Here is a 12,955-nt window from a genome sequence, read left to right as displayed (position 1 = left end):
GGGCATAAGGCCGCCGGTGAACGGCATCACTCCATGTAGCTGCCACCAGACGGCGATACATCGGCTTACCCTGGTTTACCCCAGCAACGTACCCGGTTTGCAGACAGGCACCACACTGGTGGTCTGTCCTGCTTTTTTGGAAATGCGCCCATGCCCCAGTCCACTCTGTCCCGCCGCCTGTTGATGCCCCTGGCCCTGTGCTGCGCCGCAGCAGCGCCGCTGGCGCCTGCCTGGGCAGAAGGCCAGATCGACCCCGTGGCCATGACCGGCCCGGACGGCAAGCCGCTGTCCAAGGGCGAGATCAAGGCCATCAAGGACTTCCAGATGCTGGACTTCAACAAGGACGGCAAGATCAGCCGCAAGGAGCTGATGCTGGTGCCCAAGCTCTACGCGGGTTTTGACGAAGCCGACACCAACAAGGACAACTACCTGTCGCTGGAAGAGGTGCGGGTATTCGCCGCCAAATACCGCGCACGGCGCGATGCCGCCAAGGCCGCCCAGGCGGCTGCCGCGCCAACGCCTGCCCCCGACGCGGCCAGCAACACCCCCGCAGCCACGGCCAAGTAAGCGCGCCGTGTGTGCAGCGCACGCTGGCGACACCCATGAAAAAAGCCATGCATCCGCATGGCTTTTTTCATCAATGCCGGCGCTGATCATTACAGACCGTTGGTGCGCTTGACCGTGACATCCTCGTAGGTCAGTCGCTCGCTGGCGGCACGGGCAGGTTGCACTTTCTGGTGCACCTCCTGGCCCTGTTCCTTCTGCTGGGCCTCCAGCGAAGCTTCCACCGCCATGGCACTGGCACGCCACAGCGACTGGATGTGCTCGATCAGCATCTTGGAGATGGGCTCTTTCTTCTGCTCTTCCTCCACCGCCTTCTGTGCCTCGGCCTTTTGCTCCACGCGCTGCGTCCAGTCCAGGTTGCGGTCGTCCTTGTCCGTGGGCTTTTCGGGCGTCCGGGCCTGGGCACCTTCGCCGATCTTGTCGGTGGACTCGACGTTGTTCACCTGGTTGACCGGGCGAATGGGGGCCGGACCCGAGGCGCCGGTGGAATACAAATTGGCAGCCTGCGAGTTCCATTGGATGGGGTTGCGATCAACAGGTGGTATTTGCATGGCGTGGCCCTCGGTGGTGTTGTATGGATAGTGGACGCGGAATTCCGCTGTTCCTTCATCCTTTCGGCAGTCGTGAGTGAAAGTTTAGGTTTTTTTACAAACATTTCCAGCGCAGTACAAATGGGCCGACAAACGGCCCCTGGAACAGCAACTTCACGCCGGAAAGCGGGAAGTAAGCGCTTACAAAAATCGCTCCAGCAGCTTGCGGGAATGTTTGTCCAGCTGGGTCGTATCCGGAATCCGGTATTGCACGCCGTCGCTGCCGCTGATCAGCAGCCGGGTACGCCCCGCCAGCTTGCGGATGTCTTCCTCGGCCTTGAGCACCATCTGGGCGCTGCCCCGATCGGTCTCCAGATCCCAGGTGCTGGGGGTGGAAAAACTCGACACCTTGCGGATGGACTGGATAGTGGGCACAAACTCCCGCACCGCCAGATCTTCCTCAATCAGCGCACGGGCGTCGGCGGGCAGGTCGGCCATGCGGTCCACCCACAGTGCTTCCTTGCCGTCGCTGCCCACCAGGGATAACCCCTCCTCGGGGGCCGCCAAAGGAAAGGCGCGCACCGGCACCACGGATTCAAAGACCTGGCCGCTGCCCAGGGTCAGCACCAGGCGGCCATGGGTGTTGCGCGCGAGGCGCATCCCTGTCAGATCAGCATGGGACGTGTGCAGCATGGCTTATTCCTCGGTCGTCACTTGCAGCTTCAAACCCGCTGCCTGGGCATCTTCCTCGGCACGGCGTGCCTGGGCGTCGTACAGACGGAAGTAATGGCCCTTGAGCGCCATCAATTCGTCATGCGGGCCCACTTCCACGATCTCGCCACGGTCCATCACCACCAGGCGGTCGGCCTTGCGCAGCGTGGACAGACGGTGGGCGATGGCAATCGTGGTGCGGCCTTGCACCAGGTTGTCGAGCGCCTTTTGAATCTCTTTTTCCGTTTCGGTGTCCACGGCCGAAGTGGCCTCGTCCAGGATCAGGATGCGCGGGTCGATCAGCAGTGCACGCGCAATGGAAATACGCTGGCGCTCCCCGCCCGACAGACCCTGGCCGCGCTCGCCCACCAGCGAGTCATAGCCGTGGGGCAGGCGCAGGATGAATTCGTGCGCATGGGCGGCACGGGCCGCCGCCACGATTTCTTCCCGGGTCGCATCCGGCTTGCCGTAGGCGATGTTCTCGGCAATCGTGCCGAAGAACAGGAACGGCTCCTGCAGCACCAGGCCGATGTTGCTGCGGTAGTCGGACACGGCCATGCGGCGCACGTCCACGCCATCGAGCTGGATGGAGCCTTCGCTGACGTCATAGAAGCGGCAGATCAGATTGACCAGCGTGCTCTTGCCCGAACCGCTGTGCCCCACCAGACCGATCATCTCGCCGGGCTGGATCTGCAGGTCCAGGTGCTTGATCACGGCACGGCTGCCGTAGCGGAAGCCCACGTCCTCCATGGTGATGGCACCGCGGGCCTTGCCCGGCAGCTTCACCGGGTTGACCGGGTCGGGCACATTGCTGACATGGTCCAGGATGTCGAAGATGCGCTTGGCGCCTGCGGCCGCCTTTTGCGTGACCGAGACAATGCGGCTCATCGAATCCAGGCGCGTGTAGAAGCGCCCGATATAGGCAATGAACGCTGTCAGCACACCCACCGTGATGGAGCCACCGGCCACCAGATAGATGCCGAAACCCCAGACGATGAGCAGGCCGATTTCCGTCAGCAAGGTGACCGTGGGGGTGAACACCGACCAAGTCTTGTTGACTTTGTCATTGGCCTGCAGATTCACCAGGTTGGCGTCGGCAAAGCGGTCCGCCTCGCGCTTTTCCTGGGCAAAAGCCTTCACCACCCGGATACCGGGGATGGTATCGGCCAGCACATTCGTCACTTCGGACCAGACACGGTCGATCTTCTCGAAGCCGGTGCGCAGGCGATCGCGCACGGTGTGGATCATCCAGGCGATGAACGGCAGCGGCACCAGGGTCACCAGCGCCAGCCAGGGATTGATGGAGAACAGGATGACCGAGGTCATCACGATCATCAGCACATCGGTCGCGAAATCCAGCGCGTTGAGCGACAGAAACAGGTTGATACGGTCGGTTTCGGCACCGATGCGGGCCATCAGGTCCCCGGTGCGTTTGCTGCCGTAGTAATCCACCGACAGGTTCAGCAGGTGGTTGTAGGTGGTGGTGCGCAGATTCGAGCCTATGCGCTCGGACACCTTGGCCAACACGAAGGTGCGTGCCCAACCCAGCAGCCATGCCAGCAGCGCCGACAGCAGCAGCGCCCCCAGATAGAAGGCCACCAGACCCTGGTCGATCTTCTCGCCGTTCTGAAAGGGAATCAGAATCTTGTCCATCAGCGGGATGGTCAGGTACGGCGCCACCAGCTGCGCGGCCGTGGTGGCCAGCGTCAGCAGAAAACCCAGCAGCAGCTGGCCCTGGTAGGGCTTGGCAAAGCGCCACAGGCGCAGCAGCACCCAGGTCGACGTCTGGGGAGCCTGCTGGCGGGCGCAGGCGGGGCATTCATCGCTGTCGGGCGGCAAGGGGGTGCCGCAGGTCTCGCACAGGATTTCCTCGTCCTCATGGGCATGGCCCGGGATGCCCCCCTGGGCCAGCAGCTCGCGCTGCTGGTCAAAGCGCTGGATCAGGCGGAAGGCCTCGTTCTGCGCGGCCAGGCGAAAACGCCACAGCGCCAGGCGCTGCTGGCCATCGTGCAGCTCCAGCGTTCCCACCCCGGCATGGTCTGCCAGCTGCAGGCGCAGCGCCGGCGACAGGGACCAGGAAGTCCAGGCCGTATCGCCCCCGGCACGGGCCCATAAATGCGTTTGCGTGACCGCCACCAGGCCTGGCGCGAAGCGCAAATCCCGGGTCAAGTCAACCGGAAGGGCGGACAATACGTTTTCTTGGGGTGCGAGCTGTGCCCGCAAGTCAGCCCCGAAAGGGCCATCGGAGACGCCAGAGGCATCTACAGAATGGTGATGTTGCATATTGAACAGTTTGTATCCGTTCCGGCAGGATCGCTGCCAGTGGATGGATATGGATGCACTCAATGTGCGCGCCCATTGCGATGGTGTCTGACGACTTAACGCTCCAAACCCCTATTAGGCTGACAACCTCTGTGAAAAGCGACGATATGTGGCCTTTCACACCGCCCGCCCACCACTCATCAAGCGCTGCATCCATGGCGAAGACATTCAACGACATCCAACTCTTGCGCACCACCTTCTTGCGCGGCCCCAGCGTCTGGACCTACCGTCCCGTGTTGGAAGTCTGGCTGGATCTGGGAGAGCTGGAAGACTACCCGTCCAACAAGATTCCCGGCCTCAACGAACGACTGACCACTTGGCTGCCCGACCTGATCGAACACACCTGTGGCGTGGGCGAGCGCGGCGGCTTCATCCAGCGCCTGGAAGGTGGCACCTGGATGGGCCATGTGCTGGAGCACGTCATCATCGAGCTGCTGAACCTGGCCGGCATGCCTGCCGAATTCGGTCAGACCCGTGAAATTTCCCAGCGCGGCGTCTACCGCATGGTGTTCCGCTGCCCCGAAGAGGCGGTGGCCCGCGTGGCGCTGGAATACGGCCACAAGCTGCTGATGGCCGCCATCAACGATCTGCCGTTTGACCGCAAGCCGGCCATCCACGCCATCAAGACGGCCATCAACGACCGCTACCTCGGCCCCTCCACCGGCTGCATCGTCGATGCCGCCGGCGAACGCCGCATCCCCCATATCCGCCTGAACGACGGCAACCTGGTCCAGCTGGGCTATGGTGCAGCGCAGCGTCGCATCTGGACGGCCGAATCCGACCAGACCAGCGCCATTGCCGAAGGCATCGCCCAGGACAAGGACTTCACCAAGCGCCTGCTGACCGCCTGCGGCGTGCCCGTGCCCGAAGGCCAGATCGTGGCCAATGCCGAAGAAGCCTGGGAAGTGGCCCAGGACATCGGCTTCCCGGTCACCGTCAAGCCTTCGGACGGCAACCACGCCCGCGGCGTGACCCTGGAGCTGTACCAGGAAGCGGACGTCAAGGCCGCCTTTGCACTGGCCGAGCCCGAAGGCTCGGACGTGATCGTCGAAAAATTCATCGACGGCGTGGAACACCGCCTGCTGGTGGTGGGCGGCAAGGTGGTTGCCGCCACCAAGGGCGAAACCGTGTCCGTGCACGGCAATGGCAAGGCCACGCTGCGCGAGCTGGTGGCCGTGCTGAACCAGGACCCCCGCCGCGGCCCCGAACAAGAATACCCGCTGGACTGGATCAATCTGGATGCCGGCGCCGTCAAGCTGGAACTGAATCGCCAGCATGTCACGCCCGACTCCGTGATTCCTCAGGGCCAGGCCGTGCTGCTGCAGCGCAACGGCAACATGGCCATCGACTGCACCGATGACGTGCACCCCGATGTGGCCTACTACGCCACGCTGGCCGCCAAGATCGTGGGCCTGGACATCGCCGGCATGGACATGATCCTCAAGGACGTCTCCCAGCCCATGCAAGGCCAGGGCGCTATCCTGGAAGTCAACGCCGGTCCCGGCCTGCTGATGCACCTCAAGCCCACCAGCGGCGCTCCCCGCCCGGTTGGGATGGCCATTGCCGACCACCTGTTCCCGCGTGAAGACGGCGCCAATGCCGGCCGCATCCCCCTGGTGGGCATTGTCGGCACGCGCCACAACGCCTTCATCGCCCGCCTGGTTGGCTGGCTGCTGCAACTGTCCGGCAAGCTGACGGGCGTGGCCAGCAGCGAAGGCATGTTCCTGAACAATCGCCAGACGCAGAAGACCAATACCGCCAACTGGGCCGGCGCCCACCGTCTGCTGACCAACCGCCTGGCCCAGGCCGCGGTGATCCAGACCACCTCGCGCTCCATCCTGGAAGAAGGCCTGGCCTACGACCGCTGCCTGGTGGGCGTGGTCACCGACATGGACGGTTTCGAGACCCTGGCCGACCACGATGTGCGCGAAGCCTCCCAGATGCGCCGCGTGCTGCGCACCCAGATCGATGTGGTGCTCAGCGATGGCGCCGGCGTGCTGAACGCCGACCTGCCCGAAGTGGCCGACCTGGCCGAGCTGTGCGACGGCGAAGTGGTGCTCTACAGCGCCCAGGCCGACAACGCCGTCGTGGCCGCACACCGCGGCGCCAACGAAGGCCGTGCCGTGCTGCTGCGCAACCAGCAGGTCATTCTGGCCACCGGCGGTCTGGAGCGCGCACTGGGTACGCTCGACGCGCTGCGCCTGCCCACGGGCCATGCGGTGGACACTTCGGCCCTGCTGGCGGCCATTGCCACGGCCTGGGCCATGGACATTGCGCCCGACCTGATCGCGGCCGGTATCAAGACCTTCGAATACCAGCCTGCCTGAGACCGAGCGCCCGCGCACCCTTGCATTGCCGCTGCGCCCGCATCCCGGGCTGCAGCAGCCTCAAAAGAGACACACACCATGGAAATCTCTCGTACCCGTGCCCTGCGTGGCCCCAATCTGTGGAGCCGCAACACCGCTGTAGAGGCCGTCGTGCTCTGCACCCCGGCCGAGTGCAACATCGCCCAGCTGGCCGGCTTTGAAGACCGCCTGCGCGCCCGCTTCCCCTCCATCGGTACCTTGCTGCCGCAAGGCGCCGACAAACCGGTGTCGCTGGCCGATGTGCTGGAACTGGCCACGCTGTCGCTGCAGGCCCAGGCCGGCTGCCCGGTGACGTTCAGCCGCACCCATGCCACGCTGGAAACCGGCACCTTCCAGGTGGTGGTCGAATACACCGAAGAAGCCGTGGGCAAGCAGGCCCTGGAACAGGCCGAAGCCCTGATCCAGGCCGCGCTGAACGACACCCCGTTCGATGCAGCGCCCGTCATCGCGGCCCTGCGCGAGCTGGACGAAGATGAACGCATCGGTCCCTCGACCGGCTCCATCGTGGACGCCGCCGTGGCCCGTGGCATCCCCTTCCGCCGCATGACGGCTGGCTCCATGGTCCAGCTGGGCTGGGGCTCCAAGGCCCGCCGCATCCAGGCCGCAGAAGTGGACCAGACCAGCGCCGTGGCCGAATCCATTGCACAGGACAAGGACCTGACCAAGCGTCTGCTGCACGCCGCTGGCGTGCCCGTGCCGCTGGGCCGCCCCGTCACCGACGTGGACGACGCCTGGGCCGTGGCCCAGGAAGTGGGCCTGCCCGTGGTGGTCAAGCCCCAGGACGGCAACCAGGGCAAGGGCGTGACGGTGAACATCACCACCCGCGCCCAGCTGGAAGCCGCCTACGCCACCTCGCAGCAGTACGGTGACGACGTGATGGTCGAGCGCTTCCTGCCCGGCCACGACTTCCGCCTGCTGGTGGTGGGCGGCCAGCTGGTCGCCGCTGCCCGCCGCGAACCGCCCCAGGTGCTGGGTGACGGCGAACACACCATCCGCGAACTGGTGGACATCGTCAACCTGGACCCCCGCCGCGGCACCGGCCACGGTACCGCGCTGACCAAGATCCGCCTGGACGACATTGCCATTGCCCGCATCGCCGGCGAAGGCCTGACCCCCGAATCCGTGCCTGCCCAGGGCCAGCGCGTGGTACTGCGCAACAACGCCAACCTGTCCACCGGCGGCAGCGCCACCGATGTGACCGACGACGTGCACCCCGAAGTGGCGGCCCGCGCCATCGAAGCTGCCCAGACCATCGGCCTGCACATCTGCGGCGTGGACGTGATCTGCGAATCCGTGCTGCACCCGCTGGAAGAGCAGAACGGCGGTATCGTCGAAGTGAACGCCGCCCCCGGCCTGCGCATGCACCTGGCCCCGTCCTATGGCAAGCCCCGCAACGTGGGCGTGCCCATGGTCGATCTGCTGTTCAACGGCAGCGACGACGGCCGCATCCCCCTGGTGGCCGTGACCGGCACCAATGGAAAGACCACCACCGCCCGCCTGATCGGCCAGCTGTTCACCTCGCAAGGTCTGCGTGTGGGCATGACCAGCACCGACGGTGTGTACGTCAACGGCCGCCAGATCGACAGCGGCGACTGCTCCGGCCCCAAGAGCGCTCGCAACGTGCTGGGCCACCCCGAGGTGGATGCCGCCGTGATGGAATGTGCCCGTGGCGGCATTCTGCGCGAAGGCCTGGGCTTTGACCGCTGCCAGGTGGCCGTGGTCACCAACGTGGGCGAAGGTGACCACCTGGGCCTGAACTTCATCACCACCGTCGATGAGCTGATGGTGCTCAAGCGCGTCATCGTGCAGAACGTGGCCCCCAACGGCTACGGCGTGCTCAACGCCATCGACCCGCACGTCTCGGCCATGGCGCCGTTCTGCACCGGCAAGGTGATCTTCTTCGGTGCCGACCGCCACCACCCCGTGATGGCCACCCACCGTGCCCAGGGCAACCGCGTGGTCTATGTGGACGGTGACTCCATCGTCGCCGCCGAAGGCTCGTGGCGCGAATCCGTGCCGCTGCGCGACATTCCCGTCACCCGCAACGGCACCATCGGCTTCCAGGTCGACAACGCCATGGCCGCCATCGGCGCGGCCTGGGGTGCCGGGCTGCCCTGGGACACCATCAAGCGCGGCCTGGCCGGCTTTGTGAACGACAGCGACAACGCCCCCGGCCGCTTCAATGTGATGGACTACAAGGGCGCCACCATCATTGCCGACTACGGCCACAACCCGGACGCCATCCGTGCGCTGACCAAGGCGGTCGAAGGCATGCCCGGCAACAAGCGCAGCGTGGTGATCTCGGGTGCCGGCGACCGCCGCGACCAGGACATCACCGAGCAGACCCAGATCCTGGGCCACGCCTTCGATGATGTGGTCCTGTACCAGGACGCCTGCCAGCGCGGCCGCGAGGACGGCGAAGTCATCGCCCTGCTGCGCAAGGGCCTGGAAGGCGCCAGCCGCACCAGCTATGTGACCGACATCCATGGCGAGTTCATCGCCATCGACCATGCACTGGCACGTCTGCAGCCCGGCGACCTGTGCCTGGTGCTGGTCGACCAGGTGGAGGAAGCCCTGGCCCACCTGCAAAAACGCATCGCCGAAGTCTGATCTCCGGCCTGCCCGCAGAGCCTGCTCTGCACCGCCCCTGCAAAAGCCCCGTCACCGGGGCTTTTTTGCGTTCGGATGCACCGCGAGCGATGCAGACAGGAAGTGCGCTCACTGCGCCTGAGCCGCTGGGCCCCGGCACCGTCTGTGCCATCTTGCCCGTGTGTGCCGTCAACGGATCGCCAAGGCTGCGGCGTCCGGCGGCATTCAGGCTTCGGCCGGCCGCTGTGCCGCCCAGGGCGCCGGTTCCGACCGCCGCACCGCCAGTGCGCTGCCCATGGACGCCAGCACGATCAGGCTGATCGCCAGCCACTGCACGGCACTCAGCTGTTCGTCCAGCAGCAGCAAGGCCAGCACGGCGGCTACCGCCGGCTCCATGCTGATCATGATGCCGAAGGCCTGGGGCGGCAGGCGCTGCAGGGCCACCATCTCCAGCGACAGCGGCACCGCGCTCGACACCGCCGCCACGCCCAGCCCCACCAGCAACACCGAAGGCGCCAGCAGCGCGCTGCCCGCATGGGCCACGCCCACCGGAATCACCACCAGCGCCGCCATGGCCAGCCCCAGCGACACCGAATGCCCCACCGGCAGATGCCCGATGCGCTTGCCGAACAGGATATAGCTGGCCCAGCACACCGCCGCCAGCACCGACCACAGCACGCCCACCGGGTCCAGGCTGCTGACCGCATGGCCCAGCGGCAGCAGCAGGACCAGGCCCGCCACGGCCAGCAGCACCCAGACCATGTCCAGCGCCCGGCGCGACGCCCACACCGCCACCGCCAGCGGCCCGGAAAATTCGATCGCCACCGCTACGCCGAACGGCAGCGTGCGCAGCGCCATGTAGAAAGACAGGTTCATGACCCCCAACGCCGCCCCGTAAAGCAGCACGGCCCGCCGGTCCGCCGGCGACAGCGACCAGCGCCAGGGCCGGCACAGCAGCCACAGGATCAGCGCCGAAAAACCCACCCGCACCGCCGTCGTGCCCTGGGCACCGACGGCAGGAAACAGTGTGTGCTTGGCCCAGGACGTACCCAGCCCCAGAAACACCACGGAACCGAAGATGGCCAGCCACGGCAGCCAGCGTGCATTGCGTACATTCGACATGGCGAGAATATATTGCGCCACCCCTGGTTTTTTGCCTCTGAATAGACTGGCTTCACGCAACTTTCACTCATTCCATGCCCACACCCTCCACGCTGTCTCTGGACGATTTCGACCTGGCCATCCTGGCCCTGCTGCAGCGCGACAACACCGTGGCGCAGCGTGACATTGCGCAGACCGTGCACCTGTCGGCCGCCGCCGTGCAGCGCCGCATCCGCCGGCTGCGGGACAGCGGCGTGATCCGCGCGGAAACCGCCGTGCTGGACGCCTCCCGCCTAGGCCGCCCGCTGACCCTGCTGGTGGAAGTGCATGTGCACGACGAACACCCGCTGCGCACCGCCGGCCTGCGCCAGCGCATCCAGGACGAAGCCGCCGTGCAGCAGTGCTACGCCATCACCGGGGAGGCAGACTACCTGCTGGTCATCACCGCCGCCACCATGGCGGATTTCGAAGCCATCACCACCCGGCTGTTCGGCGGGGACGAGAATGTGCGGCGCTTTCGCACCTCGGTGGCGCTGAACTGCCTGAAAGTGGGCCTGCAGGTACCGCTGCCCGGGGGCCCGCTGCAGGCGTAGGGCGCCGGTGCCGTCTGGAAGCGCCCTTCAGCGCGCCACCATGCGCTGCAAACCGAGCAGCACCAGGGCGGCACCGGACAGGCCGTTGATGGCACGCTCGATGCGCAGATAGCCGCTGCGCAGGGCCGGAATGCCGAACACCAGCGTGATGCCCAGGTGCCAACCCAGCGACATCAGCGCCACCAGCAGCACCGTGGCACCGTAGAACCACAGCGGCGCCGCATCCGGAAAGATGGCGGCAAACGCACTGGTCCAAAACGCCGCACCCTTGGGGTTGGTCAGGCCGGTCAGCAAGCCGGTGCGGTACGCCGCCCAGTGCGACTGCGCCGCCGCCAACGCCGTGGACGGTGCTGCGTTGACCGCCGGCACTTTCCAGGCAGAGCGCAACAGCTTGACGCCATACCAGACCAGGTAGGCCGCCCCCAGCACACGCAATGCCGTGCCCAGTTGCGGGTGCCGGGCCAGCAAGGTGGCAACCCCCGCAATCGACAGCAGCACCCAGGCGACCGACCCCGTCGTCAACCCCAGCACCACACAGCGCGCAGCCCGGGCACGGCCATCCAGCGCCATCTGGCTGAGGATGAAGAAATTGGGGCCAGGGCTGGCCAGCACGGCCAGGTAAATGCCGGCGATCAGCAACAGGGAGGCAAGGTGGTGCACAGCGGTGTCCTGCAGAAAACGGCCTGCCGCATGCCGGGTTCGGCATGCGCAGACCACGCCTGCGATTGTGGCCTCTGCTACGGCCACCACAGAGAAAGCGCGAGACTTCAGGCGGCAGCCATCTGCCCCGCCGGCGCACGCAACCGCACTGCCGCCAGTGCGGCCCCCAGCGCCAGCACCGCCCCCAGCAGGCAGGCGCCCTGCCACTGCCCCCAGTGCCAGGCCAGTGTGCCCAGGGCCGAGCCCGCTGCCGCCCCCGCAAAATACCCCGTCATATAGACGGCATTCATGCGCGAGCGTGCCGCCGGCAGCAACTGGGCCACCGTGGCCTGGTTGGTGATGTTCAGGCATTGCAGGCCCAGGTCGATCACCACCAGGCCCAGGGCAAACCAGCCCAGGTGTTCCCCGCCCCACCACAGCATGGGCCAGGCCGCCACCAGTGCGATGGCACCCACCGTGCAGGTGGTACGCCCCAGGCCCCGGTCCACCCAGCGTCCGGCGCGCGATGCCACCAGTGCCCCGGCCACGCCTGCCAGCCCCACCAGGCCGATCTGCGCATCATCCAGCGCCAGCGGTGAGGCCGACAGCTGCAGGGCCATGGTGGCAAACAGCACGCTGCACGAGGCAAACGCCAGCCCGCTGGCCAGTGTGCGCTGGCGCAGCGCCCGGTGGGTGTGCAGCAGCTCCAGCATGCTGGACAGCACCTGGGCATAGGCCACCGGCTGCGCCGTGCGCGAGGTGGGCAGCACCCGCCACAGCCACCAGGCCACCAGCACCATCAACAGCGCTGCGCCCTGGTACACCGCCTGCCAGCCGGCCCATGCCGACACCAGGCCCGCCACGCTGCGCGCCAGCAAGATGCCCAGCAGCAGTCCGGTCATCACGGTCCCCACATTGCGGCCGCTGTGGCCGGGCGCGGCCAGCGCCGCCGCCATGGGCACCAGCACCTGGGCAGCGACGGAAAACAGGCCCGCCACCACCGTGCCCAGCATGAAACCGCCCACCGACGGTGCACAGCCCGCCATGGCCTGGCCGGCCGCCGCGAGCAGCATCAAGGCCACCGCCAGACCGCGCCGCTCCAGCATGTCGCCCAGCGGCACCAGCAGCAGCAGACCCAGCGCATAGGCCGACTGCGCCAAGGTGACCGACAGTGCCGCCACCCCCTGGTCCACACCAAAGTGCCGGGCAATCGAGTGCAGCAGCGGCTGGTTGAAGTAATTGCCGCCCGCGCACAGTCCACAGGCCAGCGCCATCCACAGCAGCGCAGACCGGCCCAGCACGGGCGACGCCGCAACGTTCTTCTCTCGCATTCCTACCAAACCATTTCCCCCGGGAAAAGAAAAGCCCACCCCGCAGCCTGTGCCACCGGGTGGAAACTCTGAATTCAGAAGCCGCGCGTGCGTGGAGACTGCACGGGGGCTGTGGGCCATGCCGCAACGCAGCGGCAGCCAGGGCCGGCATCGCGGGGCGGACGGTTCTGCCAGCGCCATGCGCTGGACACCCGGTGCACCGGGCCTGC

At 66.5% G+C, this 12,955-nt stretch carries 10 protein-coding genes; 4 read left to right on the top strand and 6 right to left on the bottom strand.

Going from position 1 to position 12,955, the window contains the following annotated elements; all coding sequences use genetic code 11:
• Nucleotides 1–150: 150 nt before the first annotated feature.
• Nucleotides 151–567: an EF-hand domain-containing protein gene (locus QM470_RS13385; RefSeq protein WP_283339614.1), complete on the top strand. Its 417-nt coding sequence runs from the start codon at nt 151–153 to the stop codon at nt 565–567.
• An 89-nt stretch (nt 568–656) separates the two neighbouring features.
• On the opposite strand, the gene QM470_RS13380 is transcribed toward QM470_RS13385, so the two are convergent.
• From QM470_RS13380 to QM470_RS13370, 3 genes are all read right to left on the bottom strand, one after another.
• Nucleotides 657–1,115 (bottom strand): hypothetical protein, encoded by a 459-nt coding sequence (locus tag QM470_RS13380; protein WP_066540240.1) that lies wholly within the window; start codon nt 1,113–1,115, stop codon nt 657–659.
• A gap of 180 nt (nt 1,116–1,295) precedes the next feature.
• On the bottom strand, nt 1,296–1,787 hold the full coding sequence (locus QM470_RS13375; RefSeq protein WP_283339613.1) for a cyanophycin metabolism-associated DUF1854 family protein: 492 nt from the start codon (nt 1,785–1,787) through the stop codon (nt 1,296–1,298).
• Nucleotides 1,788–1,790: 3 nt separating this feature from the next.
• A complete protein-coding gene (locus QM470_RS13370) occupies nt 1,791–4,088 on the bottom strand; it encodes a cyanophycin metabolism-associated ABC transporter (RefSeq protein WP_283339612.1) in 2,298 nt (765 codons plus the stop codon).
• Between the two features lie 194 nt (nt 4,089–4,282).
• Here QM470_RS13370 and QM470_RS13365 point away from each other — a divergent pair, with 194 nt between their 5' ends.
• A complete protein-coding gene (locus QM470_RS13365) occupies nt 4,283–6,454 on the top strand; it encodes a cyanophycin synthetase (protein WP_283339611.1) in 2,172 nt (723 codons plus the stop codon).
• A gap of 78 nt (nt 6,455–6,532) precedes the next feature.
• Nucleotides 6,533–9,103, top strand: a complete 2,571-nt coding sequence (gene cphA, locus QM470_RS13360; RefSeq protein ID WP_066540226.1) for a cyanophycin synthetase — start codon at nt 6,533–6,535, stop codon at nt 9,101–9,103.
• A 204-nt stretch (nt 9,104–9,307) separates the two neighbouring features.
• On the opposite strand, the gene QM470_RS13355 is transcribed toward cphA, so the two are convergent.
• Nucleotides 9,308–10,204, bottom strand: a complete 897-nt coding sequence (locus tag QM470_RS13355; protein ID WP_283339610.1) for an EamA family transporter — start codon at nt 10,202–10,204, stop codon at nt 9,308–9,310.
• A 74-nt stretch (nt 10,205–10,278) separates the two neighbouring features.
• Here QM470_RS13355 and QM470_RS13350 point away from each other — a divergent pair, with 74 nt between their 5' ends.
• Nucleotides 10,279–10,776 carry an Lrp/AsnC family transcriptional regulator gene (locus QM470_RS13350; RefSeq protein ID WP_192334759.1) on the top strand — a complete coding sequence of 166 codons (498 nt, stop codon included), beginning with the start codon at nt 10,279–10,281 and terminating at the stop codon, nt 10,774–10,776.
• Nucleotides 10,777–10,803: 27 nt separating this feature from the next.
• On the opposite strand, the gene QM470_RS13345 is transcribed toward QM470_RS13350, so the two are convergent.
• Complete coding sequence (locus tag QM470_RS13345) at nt 10,804–11,436, bottom strand: LysE family transporter (protein WP_283339609.1); 633 nt, start codon at nt 11,434–11,436, stop codon at nt 10,804–10,806.
• 107 nt (nt 11,437–11,543) lie between these two features.
• Complete coding sequence (locus tag QM470_RS13340; RefSeq protein ID WP_283339608.1) at nt 11,544–12,746, bottom strand: MFS transporter; 1,203 nt, start codon at nt 12,744–12,746, stop codon at nt 11,544–11,546.
• Nucleotides 12,747–12,955: the final 209 nt, after the last annotated feature.

The sequence above is a fragment of the Comamonas sp. 17RB genome, assembly GCF_030056555.1.
In the GTDB taxonomy this organism is placed as follows: domain Bacteria; phylum Pseudomonadota; class Gammaproteobacteria; order Burkholderiales; family Burkholderiaceae_C; genus Comamonas; species Comamonas terrigena.
Note: the sequence above shows the minus strand (reverse complement) of the source record. Positions and strands in the feature narration are given on the sequence as shown.